The 20827-nt window shown below is 68.5% G+C and carries 19 protein-coding genes; 12 read left to right on the top strand and 7 right to left on the bottom strand.

All coding sequences use genetic code 11. The features are described 5' to 3' along the window. Positions 1 to 37: 37 nt before the first annotated feature. Entirely contained in the window at positions 38 to 2311 is a 2274-nt protein-coding gene (locus tag CSC76_RS05655; RefSeq protein ID WP_162109064.1) for a TonB-dependent receptor, read from the bottom strand. A gap of 240 nt (positions 2312 to 2551) precedes the next feature. Here CSC76_RS05655 and CSC76_RS05650 point away from each other — a divergent pair, with 240 nt between their 5' ends. Together CSC76_RS05650 and CSC76_RS05645 are read left to right on the top strand one after the other, a co-directional pair. Beyond that, entirely contained in the window at positions 2552 to 3571 is a 1020-nt protein-coding gene (locus tag CSC76_RS05650) for a TIGR00266 family protein (protein ID WP_162109062.1), read from the top strand. Positions 3572 to 3650: 79 nt separating this feature from the next. Next, the gene (locus CSC76_RS05645) at positions 3651 to 4682 is read left to right on the top strand and encodes a patatin-like phospholipase family protein (RefSeq protein WP_162109060.1); all 1032 of its coding nucleotides are present in this window, start codon (positions 3651 to 3653) and stop codon (positions 4680 to 4682) included. Between the two features lie 78 nt (positions 4683 to 4760). On the opposite strand, the gene CSC76_RS05640 is transcribed toward CSC76_RS05645, so the two are convergent. The 3 genes from CSC76_RS05640 to CSC76_RS05630 all read right to left on the bottom strand — a co-directional run bounded on the left by CSC76_RS05640 (position 4761) and on the right by CSC76_RS05630 (position 6338). Next, on the bottom strand, positions 4761 to 5375 hold the full coding sequence (locus tag CSC76_RS05640; RefSeq protein WP_162109059.1) for an HD domain-containing protein: 615 nt from the start codon (positions 5373 to 5375) through the stop codon (positions 4761 to 4763). 119 nt (positions 5376 to 5494) lie between these two features. After that, complete coding sequence (locus CSC76_RS05635) at positions 5495 to 5797, bottom strand: putative quinol monooxygenase (RefSeq protein WP_162109058.1); 303 nt, start codon at positions 5795 to 5797, stop codon at positions 5495 to 5497. Positions 5798 to 5858: 61 nt separating this feature from the next. Next, positions 5859 to 6338: an Lrp/AsnC family transcriptional regulator gene (locus CSC76_RS05630; RefSeq protein WP_162109057.1), complete on the bottom strand. Its 480-nt coding sequence runs from the start codon at positions 6336 to 6338 to the stop codon at positions 5859 to 5861. Between the two features lie 130 nt (positions 6339 to 6468). On the opposite strand from CSC76_RS05630, the gene phhA reads away from it, so the two are divergent. From phhA to CSC76_RS05590, 8 genes are all read left to right on the top strand, one after another. Continuing rightward, complete coding sequence (gene phhA / locus CSC76_RS05625; RefSeq protein ID WP_162109056.1) at positions 6469 to 7353, top strand: phenylalanine 4-monooxygenase; 885 nt, start codon at positions 6469 to 6471, stop codon at positions 7351 to 7353. A gap of 45 nt (positions 7354 to 7398) precedes the next feature. Further along, on the top strand, positions 7399 to 7854 hold the full coding sequence (azu, locus tag CSC76_RS05620; RefSeq protein ID WP_162109055.1) for an azurin: 456 nt from the start codon (positions 7399 to 7401) through the stop codon (positions 7852 to 7854). Between the two features lie 82 nt (positions 7855 to 7936). Beyond that, entirely contained in the window at positions 7937 to 9520 is a 1584-nt protein-coding gene (locus CSC76_RS05615) for a TIGR00341 family protein (RefSeq protein WP_162109054.1), read from the top strand. 160 nt (positions 9521 to 9680) lie between these two features. Then, positions 9681 to 12296 (top strand): Fe/S-dependent 2-methylisocitrate dehydratase AcnD, encoded by a 2616-nt coding sequence (gene acnD / locus CSC76_RS05610; protein WP_162109053.1) that lies wholly within the window; start codon positions 9681 to 9683, stop codon positions 12294 to 12296. A gap of 43 nt (positions 12297 to 12339) precedes the next feature. Then, positions 12340 to 12804 (top strand): SRPBCC family protein, encoded by a 465-nt coding sequence (locus CSC76_RS05605; RefSeq protein ID WP_162109052.1) that lies wholly within the window; start codon positions 12340 to 12342, stop codon positions 12802 to 12804. A 27-nt stretch (positions 12805 to 12831) separates the two neighbouring features. Next, positions 12832 to 14025, top strand: coding sequence for a 2-methylaconitate cis-trans isomerase PrpF (gene prpF / locus CSC76_RS05600; protein ID WP_162109051.1), 1194 nt, complete (start codon positions 12832 to 12834; stop codon positions 14023 to 14025). Positions 14026 to 14106: 81 nt separating this feature from the next. Further along, positions 14107 to 15213, top strand: coding sequence for a sensor histidine kinase (locus tag CSC76_RS05595; protein ID WP_162109050.1), 1107 nt, complete (start codon positions 14107 to 14109; stop codon positions 15211 to 15213). Further along, on the top strand, positions 15210 to 15839 hold the full coding sequence (locus tag CSC76_RS05590) for a response regulator transcription factor (RefSeq protein WP_162109049.1): 630 nt from the start codon (positions 15210 to 15212) through the stop codon (positions 15837 to 15839). The genes CSC76_RS05595 and CSC76_RS05590 overlap by 4 nt, the downstream gene beginning before the upstream one ends. Positions 15840 to 15996: 157 nt before the next feature. Here the strand turns inward: CSC76_RS05590 and CSC76_RS05585 are convergent, their stop codons facing one another. Continuing rightward, a complete protein-coding gene (locus CSC76_RS05585; protein WP_162109048.1) occupies positions 15997 to 17232 on the bottom strand; it encodes an MgtC/SapB family protein in 1236 nt (411 codons plus the stop codon). Positions 17233 to 17328: 96 nt separating this feature from the next. Between CSC76_RS05585 and CSC76_RS05580 the strand changes: the two genes are divergently transcribed. Together CSC76_RS05580 and CSC76_RS05575 are read left to right on the top strand one after the other, a co-directional pair. Beyond that, complete coding sequence (locus CSC76_RS05580; protein ID WP_162109047.1) at positions 17329 to 18360, top strand: class 1 fructose-bisphosphatase; 1032 nt, start codon at positions 17329 to 17331, stop codon at positions 18358 to 18360. Positions 18361 to 18388: 28 nt separating this feature from the next. Further along, positions 18389 to 19102 (top strand): 2OG-Fe(II) oxygenase, encoded by a 714-nt coding sequence (locus tag CSC76_RS05575; RefSeq protein ID WP_162109046.1) that lies wholly within the window; start codon positions 18389 to 18391, stop codon positions 19100 to 19102. 6 nt (positions 19103 to 19108) lie between these two features. On the opposite strand, the gene CSC76_RS05570 is transcribed toward CSC76_RS05575, so the two are convergent. Together CSC76_RS05570 and CSC76_RS05565 are read right to left on the bottom strand one after the other, a co-directional pair. Then, complete coding sequence (locus CSC76_RS05570) at positions 19109 to 19642, bottom strand: nucleoside 2-deoxyribosyltransferase (RefSeq protein ID WP_162109045.1); 534 nt, start codon at positions 19640 to 19642, stop codon at positions 19109 to 19111. Positions 19643 to 19734: 92 nt separating this feature from the next. Continuing rightward, positions 19735 to 20823, bottom strand: a complete 1089-nt coding sequence (locus CSC76_RS05565; RefSeq protein WP_162109044.1) for a PA0069 family radical SAM protein — start codon at positions 20821 to 20823, stop codon at positions 19735 to 19737. Positions 20824 to 20827: the final 4 nt, after the last annotated feature.

The raw sequence follows: 20827 nt of genomic DNA, 5'->3' as shown, positions 1-20827 counted from the left end.
GCGACTCACGTCGCTCCCACGAAGGACGCCCTGTGCATCAGAACTTCGCGCTGAATTCCACGCCCACCGTGCGCGGCTCGTTGATGAAGCCGGTCAGGTTGTTGAAGTCGATGCCGCCGACGATGCGCGTCTGGTCGGTGATGTTGCGGCCGAACAGCGCCACTTCGTAGTCGCCGTAGTTCCACGCGTAGCCGATGCGCAGGCCGCCTTCCAGCGACGACTTGCCGCGGAACTCCAGCGACTCGTACAGGAAGAAGTTCACTTCGCTGCGGTAGGCCCAGTCGGTGTAGATGTACAGCTCGGCGCCTTCGCCCATGCCGATGCCGTAGCGCGCGGTCAGGTTGTGCACCCACTTCGGCGCCTGCGGCAGCGGATTGCCGTCGATCGAGTAGCCCGTCGGCGTGAGCGGATCGGTCACGGTGCAGCCGCCGCCGCATCCCGGCACGGTCAGGTTGGCGTCCTTGATCTCGGTGTCGTTGTAGCTGCTGCCCAGGGTGACCAGCAGGCTGTCGGTCAGGTAGGCCTCCAGGTCCAGCTCGAAACCCTGGCCCACGCTCTTGTCGGCGTTGAGCAGGGTCGCGATGTTGGAGCCGCCGCCGACGGCGATGATCTGCTGGTTGTCCACGTTGTAGCGGAACACGTTGAAACCCAGGCGCGCACGCTTGTCCCACAGGTCGGCCTTCACGCCGATCTCGTAGGAGATGACTTCTTCCGAGTCGGCCGTGGACACGCCGCCGTTGGGTGCGGTCGGTGCGGCGAACAGCAGGCGACCCTGCACCGACGGCGCGCGGAAACCCTTGGCCACGCGGCCGTAGAAGTTCACGTCGTCATTGAGCGCGTACACGGCGCTCAGGTCCCAGCTGACGTCGTTGACGTCGGTGCTGACGCGGTACGGGCCACCGACCGGGGCACCGAACGGCGCGGCTTCCAGCACGCTGGCGCTGAAGTCCTTCTTGTCCTGCGTATAGCGCACGCCGCCGCGCAGCTTGAGCTGTTCGGTCACGTCGTACTCGCCCGACGCGAACGCGGCCCATGCGGTGTTCTCCTGCTCCTGCACGGCATGGCCGGCGCGCGGGTTGCCCGGCGCCAGCGAGTCGTAGTTGAAGCTGTCGATGGTGATGTCTTCCTTGAAATAGAACACGCCCGCCTGCCAGTTGAACTTGCCGGCGTAGTCGGACTCCAGGCGGAACTCCTGGGTGATCTGCTTGTGGTCGGGCAGGCCGTCGGCCGACTCGGACGCGAACGGGATCACGCCCGGGCCGGAATCCGGCAGGAACACGGCACCGTAGCCACCGTCGATGTCGCCGCGGTTGAGCGACTCGGCGGTCTCGTAGCCGGTGATCGAGTACAGGCTGAGATCGCCGAAATCCCAGCGCAGGCGCGCGCTGCCGCCCCAGGTGTCCAGCCAGGAGAAGTTCTGGCCGTCGACCGACACCTCGTCCTTGTCGAAGCCCGGCACGAAGTTGTTGCTGCCCGGATCGATGATGTTGGCGCGGAACAGGCGCGCGGTGCCGTTGAGGTGGCGCTTGTGCAGGTTGAACAGTCCCTCGAACGCCTCGCCTTCGTAAAGGAACTGCACGCGGGCGGCGGACTCGTCGTAGCCCTCGAAGCCGTCGCTGGTGCCGGCGGCGTAGGTGTTGGTCACCCAGTCGTCCTTGCGCTGGTACAGCGCGGACACGCGGGCCGACCAGCGCTCGCTCAGCGGGCCGCCGACCGCGCCCTCGAAGTTCCACATGTTGTCGGTGCCGTAAGCGAGCTGGGCGTAGCCGCTCAGTTCACGGGTCGGCTTGGCCGATTCGAACTTCACCACGCCCGCCGGCGTGTTGCGGCCGAACAGGGTGCCCTGCGGGCCGCGCAGCACTTCGATGCGTTCCAGGTCGAACACCGGGAAGCCCTTCAGCAGCGGGCTTTCCTGCACGACTTCGTCGTAGATCAGCGAGACCGGCTGCGACGCGTTGAGGTCGAAGTCGGTATTGCCCAGGCCGCGGATGTAGAAACGCGGGAAGGCGCGGCCATAGGAGGATTCGATGTTCAGGCTCGGCACGCGGCCGGAGAGGAAGCGCACGTCGTTGCCGCCCGAACCCAGTACGTCCAGCTTCTCGGCGCTGACGCTGGAAATCGAGACCGGCACATCCTGGATGTTCTCCACCTTGCGCTGCGCCGTGACTTCCACGGTGTCGAGGGTGGCGGCTTCCTTTTCCGCCGTCGTCGTGGCGGCATCCTGGGCGAAGGCGGTGCCGAACGGCAGCAGGGCGGCGATGGCAAAGGCAAGGCGATGCGGCCGGACGACGGCCGGGCAGAGTCGGGACATGGCGGTGGGCTTCCGGGTGGGTGGTGGCGGGGCGCGCCGGGGCGCTAGCACGCGAATGTTGCATTACAGCAACAAGGGGGGCAATGGCCGGAAGTCCCATTCCGGCGAAGGTAATCGCCGTTGCCGTACGCCCGCGCCGGCGCCCGTACGTTCAGCCTGCCGGTGTGACGGCTGGCAGGTGACGGCGCGCCCGGTCCGCGGGCTAGACTCGGCGCCCTTCCCCGCCGCCGGATCGCCGCCATGAGCCAATGGTTCTTCCATACCCCTGCCGACAACCAGCGCCATGGCCCCCTGGATGAGGCCGCCGCGCAGGCCTTCGCCCAGCGGACCCCGGGCGCGCTGGCCTGGCGCGAGGGCATGCGCGAATGGAAGCCCGTGCGCGAGTTGCCCGAACTGGCCGGCGCCGCCACACCCCCACCGCACCTGCCGCCGCTGCCGGGCGCCGGTGGCCGCCGCGGCGCGGACGAGATCGATTTCCGCATCGTCGGCCACGAAATGCAGTTCGTCGAAGTGGAACTGGACCCCGGCGAGAGCGCCATCGCCGAAGCCGGCGCGCTGATGTTCAAGGACAGCGCCGTGCAGATGGATACGGTGTTCGGCGACGGCTCGCACAGCGGCCAGGGCGGCGGCCTGATGGACAAGCTGTTCTCGGCCGGCAAGCGCGTGCTGACCGGCGAAAGCCTGTTCACCACCATGTACACGCATACCGGCCAGGGCAAGGCCAAGGTCGCCTTCGCCGCGCCTTACCCCGGTACCGTGCTGGCGATGAAGCTGGACGAACACGGCGGACGCCTGATCTGCCAGAAGGACAGCTTCCTGGCCGGCGCACGGGGCGTGACCGTGGGCATCCACCTGCAGCGCAAGATCCTGACCGGCCTGTTCGGCGGCGAGGGTTTCATCATGCAGAAGCTGGAAGGCGACGGCTGGGTGTTCGTGCATGCCGGCGGCTGCGTGGTCGAGCGCGAACTCAAGGCCGGCGAGCGCATCGATGTGGATACCGGCTGCGTGGTGGCCTACCACGCCAGCGTCAACATGGAGGTGCGCCCGGTCAGCGGCATCAAGAGCATGTTCTTCGGCGGCGAAGGCGTGTTCCTGGCCACGCTGACCGGCCCCGGCAAGGTGTGGCTGCAGTCGCTGCCGTTCTCGCGCCTGGCCGGCCGCATGCTGCAGGCCGCGCCGCAGGGCGGCGGCCAGGCCCGCGGCGAGGGTTCGGTGCTGGGCGGCCTGGGCCGCATCCTGGACGGCGACAACAGCTTCTGAGGACGCGAGGCGGTTGGCGTCCATTGCGGCGGCGCACGCTATGCTCCGCCGCTGATCGCCCCCCATCCTGCCCCGCCCCATGCACCTGATCCCGCGTCCCCTGCTGCTCGCCGCCTGCGTCACCCTGCTTGCCGCGTGCGGCGGCGACAACGTCAAGCCCACGCCACCGCCGGCGGCGGTGAAGCCGACGCCCGCCGCGCCGAAAGTGAAGGTGGGCATCGCGCTGGGCGGCGGCGCGGCGAAGGGGTTCGCCCACATCGGCGTGATCAAGATGCTCGAGGCAAACGGCATCGAGCCGCAGGTCGTGTCCGGCACCAGCGCCGGCAGCGTGGTCGGCGCGCTGTACGCCAGCGGCATGGACCCCTTCCGGATGCAGACCCAGGCGTTCGCGCTGGACGAAGCGAAGATCCGCGACGTGCGCCTGTTCTCCGGCGGACTGGTGCAGGGCCAGAAGCTGCAGGATTACGTCAACGATCTGGTCGGCAAGCGCACCATCCAGCAGTTGAAGAAGCCCTTCGCGGCCGTATCCACGCAGCTGGAGAACGGCGAGCGGACGGTGTTCGTGCGCGGCAACACGGGCCAGGCGGTGCGCGCGTCCAGCAGTATCCCGGGCGTGTTCGAACCGGTGGTGATCGGCAAGGCCAGCTACGTCGACGGCGGCGTGGTCAGTCCGGTGCCTGTGGACGCGGCGCGCCAGCTGGGCGCGGACTTCGTCATCGCCGTGGACATCTCCACCAAGGCGCCGGGCACCAAGCCCGGCAGCATGCTGGGCATCGTCAACCAGTCCATCAGCATCATGGGCCAGCGCCTGGGCGAACAGGAACTGGCGCGCGCCGACATCGTCATCCGGCCCAAGGTCAACGACATCGGCCCGGCCGATTTCGAACAGAAGAACACCGCCATCCTGGAAGGCGAACGTGCCGCGCTGGCGGCGATGCCGCAGATCAAGGCCAAGCTCGCCGAACTGCAGCGCACCCGCAACGCCGCACACGCGGCGCGCCACGCGCCGCCGAAGCCCGACCCGCGCTGCCTGGAAGAGCCCTCGCGACTGGGCCGCCTGTTCGGCCGTGACGTGAAATGCGACGCCGCCGGTCAGCCCGTGAAACAGTAGCGCGGCGCTCGCTCCGCTGCGCCTGTCCCCAGTACTTCGCGATGCCTGACATCGTGGTGGAGCCGGGTAAGCCCGGCGCTACGCTTCGGTAACGCGGCGCAGGTTGTCGCGCGCCCTCGCCTCCAGCCTGTCGTGGAAATGCGGCGTGCTGTAGATCGCGGGCCGGTCGAGGAAACCCTTGAGGATCTCGCGGCGCTTGCGGCGGAACAGGAAGCCGGGCACGTACGCATATTCCCTGCGGATCTGCTGCTCGTACTCGCCGAAGCGAGCCCGCTCTGCACCCAGGATGGACAGGTCGATGTCGACCAGCAGCCGTTCGTCCTGTCCCGACGGCACCGCGGTATGCCTTGTCGCCATCACCAGGTCATGCACGCGCTGCGCCGATCCGGTGTCGACGCCCGCATCGCGAAGCGCATCGCGTGCCCAGTCCGCGCTGCGTTGCTCGTTGTGGTGGCCCTTGATGTCGTAGACCGCGTCATGGAACCACAGCGCGATTTCGACTTCGGCGGGGTGCTCGGCCAACGCACACGCGCCGTCGAATGCCGACAGACATTCGCCGAGGTGTTGCTGCGTGTGGTAGTGGCGCTGCGGTTCGGCGTAGGCCGCCATCAGCCGCGCGAACAGCGCACCGCCCTCGCCTGCCGCGCCGATGCCGGCCCAGGCGCGTTGCCAGGAGTGGGAGAACAGGTCCATGCGGCAGTCTAGATCGAACGCGTCGGTTCGAGTGGATCGTGGGAGCGACGTCAGTCGCGATGACAGATCAGCGGCACATCATCGCGACTGACGTCGCTCCCACATCGGTGCTCCATGGCTCACCGCGGAGACAGCAACCCCTGCCCACACACCGGCACCGTTTCGATGTGGTGGTCGAATCCCGCGATCAGCGGCCGCGCCTTCGCGATCGCCTGCTGCACCGCCGGCAGCGAGAGCGAGGCGGTGTGGCTGGCCGCATCGGTCCAGACTTCGGTAATCCAGATCGCGTCCGCCTCGGCGGGATCCTGCGCGATGACGTAACTCAGGCAGCCGGGCATGGCCTCGGTGCCTTCCAGCAGGATCGCGAGCAACGCGTCGCGCTGGCCGGGCGTGGCGCGCATCTTGCCGATCAGTCCGTACATGGCATGTCCTCATGGAAACTGCGCGCGTTGTAGCACGCGTCGCGGACAGGCGATGTCCTCGTCAGGCGCCGGGCAGCGGCAGCCCGCCGTCGGTCTTCACCGCGCGCAGGACGAAGCTGGAGTTCACGTCGGCCACGCCACTGGCGTTGAGCAGGTTGTCGAGCAGGAAGCGGGAGAAGTGCTCCAGGTCCTGCACCACCACGTGCAGCAGGTAATCCATGTCGCCGGTCAGCGCATAGCAGGCGACCACCTCGTCCCAGGCCTGCACGCGGTCGCCGAACTGCTGGACGCTGGCCGGGTCATGCCGTTCCAGCTGTACGCGTACGAACGCCTGCAGGCCCAGCCCCACTGCCTTGGGGTCGACGCGGGCCGCGTAGCCGGCGATCACCCCGGTGGCCTCCAGCCGCTGGATGCGGCGCAGGCAGGCCGAGGGCGACAGGTTCACTTGGGCGGCGATGTCGGCATTGGTCGCCCGGCCGTTGCGCTGCAGCAGGGCCAGCAGGCGCAGGTCGGTACGGTCGAGAACGGGTGATTCGGTCATTTGATGCAAAGAATAGCCTGTTCACGCTGGATGATTGCGCCGCGGGTCGGATCTAGCGCAACTTTGCAAGCCTGTTGCGCGGCTCTGCCGCTAGCATCGTCCCATCACCCGCCTATCGAAGGGAATCGCCATGAACGAGCCGCGCCGCGTCGAGCACCAGCAGACCGACAAGGGCTACGTGCCGGTCTACACGACCGCCGTCGTGGACCAGCCGGCGGACTATCCCGCCGACGACCATGCCACCTGGGGCGCGCTGTACGAGCGCCAGCGGGCGCTGCTGGTAGGACGCGCGTGCGACGAGTTCCTGCAGGCCCAGGACGCCATGGGCATGACGCCGGACCGCATCCCGCGCTTCGATGAATTGAACGACGTCCTGCGTGCCACTACCGGCTGGCAGCTGGTTGGCGTGGAAGGCCTGCTGCCGGAGCTGGAGTTCTTCGACCATCTGGCCAACCGCCGCTTCCCGGTGACCTGGTGGATCCGCCGCCCGGACCAGATCGACTACATCGCCGAACCCGACCTGTTCCACGACCTGTTCGGCCATGTGCCGCTACTCATGAACCCCGTGTTCGCCGACTACATGGAGGCGTACGGCAAGGGCGGCGTGAAGGCGCATGGGATCGGCCCGGATGCGCTGCAGCACCTGACACGGCTTTACTGGTACACGGTGGAGTTCGGCCTGATCGACACGAAGGACGGCCTGCGCATCTACGGCGCGGGCATCGTGTCGTCGAAGGGCGAGTCGCTGTATTCGCTGGAATCGGACGCGCCCAACCGCATCGGCTTCGACCTGGAGCGGATCATGCGCACGCGCTACCGCATCGATACGTTCCAGAAGACCTACTTCGTCATCGACAGCTTCGAGCAGCTGATGGACGCCACCGCGCCGGACTTCACCCCAATCTACGCGCGGCTGGAGGCGCAGGACGCGATCCCGGCCGGCGATGTGCGCGACGGCGACCGCGTGTTCCACCGCGGCACGGGCGAGGGCTGGGCGGACGGCGGCGACGTCTGACCCGCACCGTACAATCGCGGGCATCCCCTCCGGTCCGGATGCCCCATGCTGCAACGCCTGTTACCGCTGATCGTCCTCTGCGCGCTGGGGTGCGCCTCCAGCGCCGCCTTCGCCCGCAACTGCGCGATCACGGTGGAAGCCACGGACATGATGACCTTCAACCTGAAGACCCTCCGCGTGCCCGGCGACTGCGCCCAGCTGCGGGTCACGCTGAAGCACGTGGGCCGCATGCCGGCCCAGGCGATGGGGCACAACTGGGTGCTGACCGAGACGCGCCACCACCGCGACGTGGGCCTGGCGGGTGGCCGCATGAAGCTCTCCGACGACTACCTGCCGCGCAACGATGCGCGGGTGATCGCGCATACGCCGGTGATCGGCGGCGGCCAGTCCACCGAGGTGGTGTTCCCCACCTCGCGGTTGCGCAAGGGTGGGGCGTACACGTTCTTCTGCTCGTTTCCGGGTCACTGGAACATGATGAAGGGCACGCTGGTCTTCGGATGAGGTAAGCGGGCCGCCTCGGGGCGCCGTGCCGCTCCGCCGCCATTGGTATGATGCGCGCCGGTTCCGTGACGGAGTTCTCACGATGGCCTCTGCCGAAGCGTTGTGGCGCTGGCTGCGCCAATGGCGGCGCGAACACCTGCAGGTCGATCGGGCCGCGGTGTTGCGCAACGTCGACGAGGGTGGACAGCTGGGGCCGCGCTATGCCTTCATGACCGTGATGGCCTGCGGCATCGCCACGCTGGGCCTGCTGCAGAATTCGGTCGCGGTCATCATCGGCGCGATGCTGATCTCCCCGCTGATGGGTCCGATCGTCGAACTGGGCATGTCCCTGGCCACCTTCGACTTCCGCAGCCTGCGCGAGTCGCTCAAGACACTGGCGGTCGGTACCGCGGTGGCACTGACCACCGCCACCGCGATCGTCCTGGTTTCCCCCCTGCAGGAAGCGACGCCGGAAATCCTGGCCCGCACCGAACCCACGCTGTTCGACCTTCTGGTGGCCGTGTTCTCCGGCCTGGCCGGCGCCTACGCCACCATTACCCGCAAGGGCGAGACCATCGTCGGCGTCGCCATCGCGACGGCCTTGATGCCGCCGCTGGCCGTGGTGGGCTTCGGCATTGCGACGTTGAACGCGGGCATCGCCGGCGGTGCGCTGTTCCTGTTCATGACCAACCTGCTGGCGATCGCACTGTCGGTCACCATCATGGCCCGCTGGTACCAGTTCGGCGGGGACGATACGCCCAAGCAGACCGCCTGGCAGGCCACCATGATTGTCGGCACGTTCCTGCTGCTGTCGATCCCGCTGGGGCTGGCCCTGCGCGATATCGCGGCGCGCGGCTTGGCCGACCGCACCATCCGCAACGTGATGGACGAAACCGCGCGCAGCAATGGCGGGCAGGTCACCTCCCTGCGCGTGGACCGCAACGGCAACACGCTGAACATCGATGCGGTGATGCTGCTTCCCCGGCACAAGCCACAGCTGGATCGCGAGATCGAGCACCGGCTGGAGTCGGCGCTGTCGCGGCCGGTGGTGGTGTCGCTGCGCGAACTGCTGACAGCGGACGAACAGGCACAGGCCAGCGAACAGGCATCGCTGGCGCAGCTGCGCGAGAGCGTGCTGCGCCTGCAGAACGTGGCCGAGCGGGATGCGCAGGCGCGGTCCGCCGGCACCCGGGCCGCGGAAGCCCTGCACCAGCGTGTGCTGGCGCACTTCGGCCAGCTGGACATGCTGGAAGGCGGCCAGCAGGCTCGGTGGCGGCTCAATGGCCGATCCGGCCTGGACATCGCCGCGGCCCGCCGGCTCGAACAGTCGCTCTCCACGAACGGAGAGGGGTTGAAGGTGCAGGTGGTACCGGCCATGCAGGCCTTGCCGGCGATCGCGTTCGGCGACGACGATGCCACACTGACGGAAGACCAGGCATCCCGCCTGGAGACCATGGCGTGGGCGCTGCAGCGATGGGGCGTGGAACGCGTGCAGGTGGATGGGTATGCCGGCAACGATACGGAACTGGCCCAGGCACGCGCCCAGGTGGTCGCCGATGCGTTGGCACGCCACGGTATCCGCGACATCACGGCCCATGCCGTAGACGGTGCGGCCGCACGGGCAACGGCAACCGCCGAGGGCAGGCCAGTGCTTCGCGAAGCGCGCGTGCGGTTCGCCAGCCCGTGAGCGCAACGGCCGGCGCAGGTTGATGATGTCCGTCAACGCATCGCCGGTTTCTTTCCGACGACAGGCCGTCGTCTCCCGTCGATAACGTGCCCCTCCGGTAGCATAGGGAAACGCGCCCGGCCTGCGCCGCGCGCGCTTCGTTCACAGCAGACGGCACGCCATGAATACCGAATTCCGCACCTCGCTCCCGGGCACCGCGCTCGACTATTTCGACGCGCGCGCCGCGGTCGATGCCCTGCAGCCCGGCGCCTGGGCCACGCTGCCGTACACCGCGCGCGTGCATGCCGAGAACATCGTGCGCCGTGCCGATCCCGCACGCCGCGACGACTACCTGCGGCAGCTGGTCGAACGCCGTCGCGACCTGGATTTCCCGTGGTTTCCCGTGCGCGTGGTCTGCCATGACATCCTGGGCCAGACCGCACTGGTGGACCTGGCCGGGCTGCGCGATGCGATCGCCGACATGGGCGGCGACCCGGCGCAGGTGAACCCGGTGGTGCCGGTGCAGCTGATCGTCGACCACTCGCTGGCGGTGGAATGCGGCGGCTACGATCCGGATGCGTTCGCGAAGAACCGGTCCATCGAGGACCGCCGCAACGAGGACCGCTTCCACTTCATCGACTGGACGAAGCAGGCGTTCAAGAACGTCGACGTGATCCCGCCCGGCAACGGGATCATGCACCAGATCAACCTGGAGAAGATGTCGCCGGTCGTCTATGTCCAGGACGGCGTCGCGTTTCCCGACACCTGCGTGGGCACCGACAGCCACACCCCGCACGTCGATGCGCTGGGCGTGATCGCCGTCGGCGTGGGCGGACTGGAGGCGGAGAACGTCATGCTCGGCCGCGCCTCGTGGATGCGCACGCCGGACATCGTCGGCGTCGAACTGCAGGGCAGGCCGGCGCCCGGCATCACCGCGACCGACGTGGTGCTGGCGCTGACCGAATTCCTGCGCAAGGAAAAGGTCGTCGGCGCCTACCTGGAGTTCCGGGGCGAAGGCGCCGCGGCGCTGACCATCGGCGACCGCGCGACGATTTCCAACATGGCGCCCGAGTACGGCGCGACCGCCGCGATGTTCTTCATCGACGACAACACGCTGGACTACCTGCGCCTGACCGGCCGCAGCGACGAACAGGTGGCGCTGGTCGAGACCTACGCGAAGACGGCAGGCCTGTGGGCCGACGACCTGAAGACCGCGCAGTACGAACGCACGCTGCACTTCGACCTGTCCACCGTCGTGCGCAACATGGCCGGCCCGTCCAATCCGCACAGGCGCCTGCCGACCAGCGCGCTGGCCGAGCGCGGCATCGCCGACGAGGGCAAGCTGCAGGCGGGCAGGGCAGAGGAGGCGCAGGGCCTGATGCCCGATGGCGCGGTCATCATCGCCGCCATCACCTCGTGCACCAATACCTCCAATCCGCGCAACGTCATCGCGGCGGCGCTGCTGGCGCGCAATGCCAACGCGAAGGGACTGGTGCGCAAGCCCTGGGTGAAGAGTTCGCTGGCACCCGGCTCCAAGGCCGTGCAGCTTTACCTGGAGGAATCCGGCCTGCTGCCCGACCTCGAGAAACTCGGCTTCGGCATCGTCGCCTTCGCCTGCACCACCTGCAATGGCATGAGCGGCGCGCTGGATCCGAAGATCCAGCAGGAAATCATCGACCGCGACCTCTACGCCACCGCCGTGCTGTCGGGCAACCGCAATTTCGACGGGCGCATCCATCCCTACGCCAAGCAGGCCTTCCTCGCCTCGCCGCCGCTGGTGATCGCCTATGCCATCGCCGGCACGGTGCGCTTCGACATCGAGAAGGACGCGCTGGGCTTCGACGCCGACGGCAACCCGATTACGTTGAAGGACATCTGGCCCAGCGATGCGGAGATCGACGCGGTGGTGAAGGCCAGCGTGAAGCCTGACCAGTTCCGCAAGGTCTACGAGCCGATGTTCAACGTGCGCGTCGAGCACGGCGGCCGCGTCGAGCCGCTCTACGCCTGGCGCCCGCAGAGCACCTACATCCGTCGTCCGCCCTACTGGGAAGGCGCTTTGGCCGGCGAACGCACGCTGCGCGGCATGCGCCCACTGGCGGTGCTGGGCGACAACATCACCACCGACCACCTGTCGCCGTCGAACGCGATCCTCGCCTCGAGTGCGGCGGGCGAGTACCTGGCGAAGATGGGCCTGCCGGAAGAGGACTTCAATTCCTACGCCACCCACCGCGGCGACCACCTCACCGCGCAGCGCGCGACCTTCGCCAATCCGCAGCTGGTCAACGAGATGGCGGTGGTCGATGGCGAGGTAAAGAAGGGCTCGCTGGCACGCATCGAACCGGACGGGCAGGTGGTGCGCATGTGGGAAGCCATCGAGACCTACATGGGCCGCAAGCAGCCGCTGGTCATCATTGCCGGCGCCGACTACGGCCAGGGCAGCTCGCGCGACTGGGCGGCGAAAGGCGTGCGTCTGGCTGGCGTGGAAGCGATCGTGGCCGAGGGCTTCGAGCGCATCCACCGCACCAACCTGATCGGCATGGGCGTGCTACCGCTGGAGTTCCAACCGGGCCAGACGCGCAAGACCTGGGGCATCGACGGCACTGAAACGTTCGATGTGGTGGGCGAGCGCCGGCCGCGCGCGACGTTGACGCTGGTGATCCACCGCGCGAACGGCGAGACCGTGCGGGTGCCGGTGACCTGCCGACTGGACTCGGACGAGGAAGTCTCGATCTACGAGGCGGGTGGGGTGCTGCAGCGGTTCGCCCAGGATTTCCTGGACGCGTCGAAAGCGGCCTGACCCGTTCGTCGTATGGGTACACCCACCGCACAGGAGTCCGATCATGTCCGACAACGCCACCCCCGGTACCGTCCGCCTGCACCGCGTACTGCGCGCGCCGCCGTCGCGCGTCTACCGCGCCTTCCTCGATCCGGACGCGATGGTGAAGTGGCTGCCGCCGCACGGTTTCACCGGCAGGGTCCATGCGATGGACGCCCGCGTGGGAGGTGGCTACACGATGTCGTTCACCAACTTCGGCACCGGGTCCAGTCATTCCTTCGGTGGCACCTATGTGGAACTGGTCGAGGGCGAACTGCTGCGCTACACCGACCAGTTCGACAACCCCGGCCTGCCGGGCCAGATGCAGGTCACGGTGACGCTGAAGAAGAGCGTCATTGGCACCGAGCTCAACGTCGTGCAGGAAGGCATTCCCGCCGCGATTCCGGTCGATTTTTGCTACCAGGGCTGGCAGGAATCGCTGGAGATGCTGGCGAAGCTGGTCGAACCCGAGATTCCCGACGGCGCGTGAGCCGTCACCATAACGGATACCCTTTCCATGGCCCACGTTCCCCAGATCCGCATCCCCGCCACCTACATGCGCGGCGGCACGTCGAAAGGCGTGTTCTTCCGCCTGCAGGACCTGCCCGAACGGGCGCAGGTGCCGGGACCGGCGCGTGACGCGTTGCTGTGCCGCGTGATCGGTTCGCCCGATCCGTATGGCAAGCACACCGACGGCATGGGCGGGGCCACGTCGAGCACCAGCAAGGTGGTGATCATTTCGCCGAGCACGCAGCCCGGGCATGACGTGGATTACCTGTACGGACAGGTCCCGATCGAAGGCGCCTTCATCGACTGGAGCGGCAACTGCGGCAACCTGTCGTCGGCGGTGGGACCCTTCGCCATCGCGAACGGAATGATCGACCCGGCACGCGTGCCGCGCGACGGCCTGTGCACCGTGCGGATCTGGCAGGCCAACATCCAGAAGACCATCGTGGCGCATGTGCAGGTGACGGATGGCGAGGTGCAGGAAACGGGCGACTTCGAGCTGGATGGTGTGACGTTCCCGGCCGCGGAAGTGCAATTGGAGTTCATCGACCCCGCGGATGAGGGCGATGGCGACGGCGGTGGCGCGATGTTTCCCACCGGCCACCTCGTCGACGACCTGGACGTGCCCGGCGTGGGCATGTTCAAGGCCACCATGATCAACGCCGGCGTGCCGATGGTGTTCGTCGAAGCCGCCGCACTGGGCTACGACGGCACCGAACTGCAGGGTGCGATCAACGAGGACAAGGTCGCCCTGGCGAAGCTCGAGGCGATCCGCGCGCAGGGCGCGGTGCGCATGGGGCTGGTCGCCGATGTCGCGGCCGCGGCGAAGCGCCCGCTGACGCCGAAGGTCGCCTTCGTCGCACCGCCGAAGGACTACGTGTCGTCCAGCGGCAAGCCGGTGAAGGCCGCCGACATTGACCTCCTGGCGCGCGCCATGTCCATGGGCAAGCTGCACCACGCGATGATGGGCACGGCCTCGGTCGCCATCGCCACCGCGGCCGCCGTGCCGGGCACGGTGGTGAATGCGGCGGCCGGCGGCGGCACGCGCGAGGTGCTGGTGTTCGGCCATCCGTCGGGCACGCTGCGCGTCGGTGCCGACGTCAAGCAGGTGGACGGCGCCTGGGTGGTGACGAAGGCGGTGATGAGCCGCAGCGCGCGCGTGCTGATGGAAGGCGCGGTGCGCGTGCCGGGCGACGCGTTCTGACGGATCGACGCTGACCTGCCGGAAGTCACCACTTGCGCCGGGGCCATTGCCCCGGCGCGAGGCAGGCGACAGCATGGGCGCATGTGGACCGCCCTGACCCGATTTCGCGAACCCATGACCCTGGCCGGCGTGTTCACGCTGGCGGCCGTGTCGTTGGGCCTGCGCTTCCTGCCGGCGGAGGTGCTGCCAGCCGCGGCCGCCGCGCTGGCGGCTTACGCGCTGGGATTCCTCCTGTTCGCCCTGGCACCGGACACCTGGGAATGGCCGCGTCGGATCGCCCTGGTGGCGATGGCCTGCCTGGCGCTGCTGCTGGCCTGGCTGACGCCGCGCGTGGGTACCGCGCAGGTGCTGCTGGTGGTCTGGGTGGCGTGCGCGGTGAACGTGCTGTCGCCACGTGGGGTCGTGGGCGCCGCGCTGGTGTTGAACGTGGCGTTCTACCTGCTGATGGTGCATCACCGGTTCGGCGCGCCCCTGACGATGACGCTGATCAACATCGGCTTCCAGGCGCTCGCCGGCCTGTGCGTGTATTACGCCCGCCGCGCAGAGGATTCCCGCGACCAGTTGGCGTTGGTGAATGCGGACCTGCTGGCCACGCGTGCCCTGCTGGCCGACAGCGCGCGCGATGCCGAACGCCTGCGCGTGGCGCGTGAGCTGCATGATGTCGCCGGCCACAAACTCACCGCGATGAAGCTCAACCTGCGCGCGCTCGCCGGCGACCCTGTGTTCGCCGCGCGCGACGAGGTCCGCATCGCGCAGCAGTTGTCCGCCGAACTGCTGGACGACATCCGCAGCGTGGTGCAGGCCCTGCGCGATGCGCGCGGGCTGGACCTGCAGACGGCGATCCGTGCGCTGGCGGCCCCACTGCCCAGACCCGCGCTGCGGCTGGCCATCGCCGACGGCGTGAAGGTCGACGACCCCGCGGTGGCCGAATCGCTGCTGCGCATCGTGCAGGAGTGCCTGACCAATGCCGCCCGCCACGCGAACGCGGACACGCTGACGGTTTCACTCAAGAACGAGGACGCGGGCATGCACCTGCACATCGAAGACGACGGCAGGCTCAAGGGCCGCATCCACGAGGGCAACGGTCTGTCGGGGATCCGCGAGCGTGTCGCCGCACTCGGCGGCGAGATGCAGTTGGGGAGCAGCGCGAGCGGTGGCCTGCGCCTGGACGTGAGGCTGCCGGCATGACAGTGCGTGTTGCCCTGGCCGACGATCAGGCCCTGGTGCGCGCCGGGCTGCGCGCCCTGCTGAAGGCGCAGCAGGTGGAGGTGGTGTTCGAAGCCGACGACGGCGCCGACCTGCTGGCGAAGCTGGAAATGCAGCCCGTCGACGTGGTGCTGAGCGACATCCGCATGCCGGGCGTGGACGGGATCGAGGCCTTGATCAAGCTGCGCGAACGCGGCGACCGCACGCCGGTGCTGCTGCTCACCACCTTCGACGACAGCGACCTGCTGCTGCGCGCGACCGATGCCGGTGCACAGGGCTTCCTGCTGAAGGACGCCGCACCGGAGGACCTGCACGATGCCATCCGCCGCGTGGCGGGCGGCGAGACGCTGCTGCAGCCGGTCAGCACCGATCCGGTGCGCGCGCGCTTCCGCTTCCGCGACGAGGTCCCACCCAGCGACACCTTCAGCGAGCGCGAGGTCGCGATCCTGCGCCTGCTGGCCGGCGGCTATTCCAACAAGGAAATCGCGCGCACGCTGTTCCTCGCCGAGGGCACGGTGAAGAACTACGTGTCCACCATCCTCGACAAGCTGGGCACCCGCGACCGCACCCGCGCCGTGTTGAAGGCGATCACGCTGCGGATCATCTGAGTCTGGGTCCCTCTGTAGGAGCGACGTGAGTCGCGACCGCATGCTTCGCCCGTACGTACTCCGTGCCACGCGAGTGATCCATCTGCGTGAGTCTTCAGGCGCAAGGGCATGTTGATTCCGTGGTCGCGACTCACGTCGCTCCTACAGAAGAGCCGCTTCAGAACGCCACCACCATCGCCGCCCCCGCCGCCAGCGCCGCCATCAGCCCCGCCGACACCCGCCAGCCATAGGCCGCCCCGCCGCTGACCCAGGCGATCACCGACTTCGCGATCAGGCTGGCGGCCAGCAGCGCCAGCATCCACCCGCGCGCCTCGGTGGCTTCCAGGCCGCCCCGTGCGAACTGGTTGGCCAGCGTGGCCACGGCCGCGTGCAGTTCGGCCACGGCCGACAGCGCGGCGGCAGCCATCGCACCGCGCGGGCCGATCCAGGCGGCCAGTGCGGCGGCGACGAAGGTCAATGCCGCGACCAGCAACGCGAAGCCCAGCGCCTGCCCGAAGCGAAACATGCGGCTCTCCGACGTCGGCGGTTTCACCGCATCGTCCTCGCCGCGATGCAGGCCCAGCAGGCCGCCGGCCAGCAGGACCGCGCCGATGACGCCCAGCTCCGGCAGCAGGCCGCGCACCAGCGGCGGCGACACGGCCCACAGGATGGGCACGCACAGGCTCAGCGACGCGAGGTTGGACAGCAGCGCGGCAGCCACCGCGGAGCGCAGCAGCGACGGGGTTTCCTTCGCCCGCTGGCCGAAGCCGATGGTCGCCGCGGTGGACGACACGTAGCCGGCGAAGAAGCCCGCCGCCGCCAGGCCCCAGCGATTGCCGATCACGCGCAGGACCACGTGGCCCAGTGCGCTCACCGCCATCACCAGCACCACCAGCTTCCAGATGGTGGCCAGGTTGATCGCCTGGTAGGGGCCGATGGGTCGGTCCGGCAGGATCGGCAGGATGACCAGGGCGGATGCCAGCAGCAGCAGGCCATCGAACACCTCGCGCTCGCTGAAGGTCTCGCGGGTCAGCTCGTGCAGCGGCTCCTTGGCGTACAGCAGCACCGCTACCACCACCGCCAGCCCCGTGGCCAGTGCGGGCGTGCGCATGGCCATCGCGCCCAGCAGGAAAGTCAGCACCAGCGTCACTTCGCTGGTCAGGCCCGGGTCGTCCGCCGACGTGGCGCGGTAGCCCATGGCGGCGAGCAGGCCGGTCAGCGCCAGCGCCACCAGCAGGACGGGGACACCGAGCGACATGGCGACCGCGGCGGCCAGGGCCACCAGCGCATGCGTGCGCAGGCCGGCGATGGCATGCGCGCGCCCCGGGCGGCGCTCGCGCACCAGCCCGATCAGCAGGCCCAGGCCCAGCGCCGAGGACAGCGCCAGCCAGGTTTCCGGAGTTGTTTCGTCCATCGCGCCGTTCCTGTCGCCGACCGTGAGCATAGCGAATGGTCTTGCATTGGTCTCTTCAACCCGGACAATGCGCGCACCTTCGCCGTGGACTCCATCATGCCCGCTTCCGCTCCGTCCGCCGTCTCGCTGAGCCGTTACCTGATCGAAGAACAGCGCGCGGGCCGCATCAGCGCCGACCTGCGCCAGCTGATCGCGGTGGTGGCCCGCGCCTGCACCAGCATCTCCATCGCGGTCAGCAAGGGCGCGCTGGGCGGCGTGCTGGGCGATGCCGGCACCGGCAACGTGCAGGGCGAGGCGCAGAAGAAGCTCGACGTGCTGAGCAACGACATCCTGCTGGAGGCCAATGCCTGGGGCGGCCACCTGGCCGCGTGCGCCTCGGAGGAAATGGACCACAGCCAGCCGATCCCGGACGCCTACCCGCGCGGAGGCTTCCTGCTGCTGTTCGACCCGCTGGACGGCAGCTCGAACATCGACGTCAACGTCTCGGTCGGTACCATCTTCTCGGTGCTGCGCTGCCCGGACGGCGTGACCACGCCGGGCGACGCGCATTTCCTGCAGCCGGGTCGGGAACAGGTGGCCGCCGGCTACTGCATCTACGGCCCGAGCACGATGCTGGTGCTGACCACCGGCAACGGCACGCACGCCTTCACCCTGGACCGCGAGCAGGGTGCGTTCGTGATGACCCAGCGCGACATGCGCATTCCCGAGGAAACGAAGGAATTCGCCATCAACATGTCGAACCAGCGCCACTGGGAAGCGCCGATGCAGGCCTATGTCACCGACCTGCTCGCCGGTCGCGAAGGTCCGCGCGGCAAGGACTTCAACATGCGCTGGATCGCCAGCATGGTGGCCGACGTGCACCGCATCCTGACCCGCGGCGGCATCTTCATCTATCCCTGGGACCGCAAGGACCCGGGCAAGGCCGGCAAACTGCGCCTGATGTATGAGGCCAATCCGATGGCCATGCTGGTGGAGCAGGCCGGCGGCGCCGCCAGCACCGGGCGCGAGGACATCCTGTCGCTGCGCCCGACCCAGCTGCACCAGCGCGTGCCGGTGTTCCTCGGATCGAAGAAGGAAGTCGAGGCGGCCGTCGGTTATCACCGGGCCCACGACACCGCCGCCGCCTGACCGCGACACGGGCGGCTAGAATCCGGCCATGACACCGCATCCGCATCCTGCCGACTTCATCGAGGTCTACCACGACGCGCTGGACGCGGCGACCTGCCGCGCCATCGTGGCGCGCTTCGACGCCAGCCGGCAGGACCGGCCGGGACAGGTCGGGGGTGGCCACCATCCGGAGCTCAAGCACAGCCGCGACATCAGCATCAGCGGGCAGGCCGACTGGCGCGACGTGGAACAGCGCCTCAACCTAGCCGTGCTCGCCGGGCTGAAGCAGTACCTGCGCACCTATCCCTTCAGCCTGATCGCACCGCTGATGCTGCAGCAGCCGGGCGAGGACGGGCAGTTGCGCCGCCTCGGTTACGAGGACGTCGCCGGCATGGACGACGATGCACTGATGCGACTGATCATGGCGGTGTTCGTGCCGGGCCGGATCAACCTGCAGCGTTATCCGGCCGGCGAAGGCGGTTATCCCTACTGGCATTGCGAGCTGTTCCCCAAGGGCGCCGATGCGGAGCCGCTGCACCGCCACGTGTTGTGGACGCTCTACCTCAACGATGGCTTCGAGGCGGGCGAAACCGAATTCTTCCACCAGCAGCGCAAGATCGCACCACGCACCGGCAGCCTGCTGATCGCCCCGACCGCGTTCACCCACACGCACCGCGGCAACCGCCCCGTGGGCGGCGACAAGTACATCGCGACCAGCTGGATCCTGTTCCAGCGTGCCGAACGGCTGTACGGCGGCCGCTGACGCGGCTCAGGCGACCCTGTGCCGAGCGTCGAGGTCGCGACGCAGGCGCTGCAATGCCGCTTCGGCATCGCCCACCACCATCACGCAGGGCACGGCGAGCATCAGGTTGAGCGGCAGGCCGAACTCCTCCAGCTGCCAGCCCTGCATGTCGTTGCCGGCGTCTTCGCCCAGGTATTCCGGGCAGCGCCGGCGGATGCGTTCGGCCAGGCTGCCGCCTTCGGGCACGTACCCGTAGACCGGCTTGCCGCGGGCGATCGCGTAACCCACTTCGAAGCAGGTGCCACTGTCCGGTTCGGCACCGCGGAAGAAATCCAGGTTCGCCAGCACTGCATCGGCCGCGTCGAGCAGGCCGATGTCGGCACGGTAGATCCAGCGCGCGGTCTCCAGCGGATCGCCGGTGGCGTGGCCGGCCACCTGGGCATCCAGGGGAAACAGGCCCTCGAAACCATGGCGCGCGCACAACGCCTTGAGCTGCTCGCCGCGGGCGGCGGCATCGGGACGGAAGATGTCGGGACCGGCAAGGTAGAGCGACTGGATCATCGGCAGGAGGCGCAGGACGGGGAGAGTGGATTGTCCCTGCCCGTCGGCGGGCCGCCGCGTGACCGATCGTCGCAGCCGATCCGTGCCGTGCGTCAGAACAGTTCGCCCTGCGGCGATGGCGCACGCGGCGGCGCGAAGCGGGTGCAGTCGAACGGAGGATGGCGCCGTCCTTCGAAGCCGAAGCGCTTCAACGCCAGCGCGAACCGCCGCGCCAGCAGGTCGGCGTACACGCCCTCGCCGCGCAGGCGGGTGCCGAAGCGGCTGTCGTAATCCCGGCCGCCGCGCAGCTGCTGCACGGTGCTCATCACGTGCGCGGCACGATCGGGCAGGTGGGTCTGCAGCCAGTCGCGGAACAGCGGCGCGACTTCGTGCGGCAGGCGCAGCAGCACGTAGCCCGCCGCCGTGGCGCCGGCATCGCGCGATGCTTCGAGCACTGCTTCCAGTTCGTGGTCGTTCACCCAGGGAATCACCGGGGCGAACATCACACCCACCGGCACGCCCGCCTCGCTGAGCCGCGCCACCGTCTTCAAGCGGCTGTGCGGCGCGGACGCACGCGGCTCCAGCCGCGAGGACAGGCCGTTGTCGAGCGTGGTGATCGACAGGTAGACATGCACGAGGTTCTCCCGTGCCATCGGCGCCAACAGGTCCAGGTCGCGTTCGATCAACGCATTCTTGGTGATCAGCGAAACCGGATGCTTCGTCTCCGCCAGCACTTCCAGGATGCGGCGGGTCAGTTGCAGCTTGCGTTCGGTCGGCTGGTAGGCATCGGTATTGATGCCCAGCGAGATCGGGCTGGGCCGGTAGCCCCGCTTCGACAGCTCCTGGCGCAGGATCTGGGGCGCGTTGGTCTTGGCGAAGATCCGGGTTTCGAAATCCAGGCCGGGCGACAGGTCGAGATAGGCATGCGACGGACGCGCGAAGCAGTAGCTGCACCCGTGCTCGCAGCCCCGGTAGGGGTTGAGCGACTGCTCGAACGGGATGTCGGGCGACGAGTTGCGGGTGATGACGCTGCGCGCGACTTCCTCGTGCAGCACGGTATGGGGAGACGATGACGGGTCGCCCTCGGTGTCGGCGTCGTGCCAGCCATCGTCGACCGCGTCCGCCTTGGTCACGGCGAAGCGGCCCGGCAGGTAGCCGGTGGAACCGCGTCCCTTGATGCCCGGTCGAGTGCGCGTCGTCATCGGC

Source organism: Pseudoxanthomonas mexicana, from assembly GCF_010093385.1.
In the GTDB taxonomy this organism is placed as follows: domain Bacteria; phylum Pseudomonadota; class Gammaproteobacteria; order Xanthomonadales; family Xanthomonadaceae; genus Pseudoxanthomonas_A; species Pseudoxanthomonas_A mexicana.
Note: the sequence above shows the minus strand (reverse complement) of the source record. Positions and strands in the feature narration are given on the sequence as shown.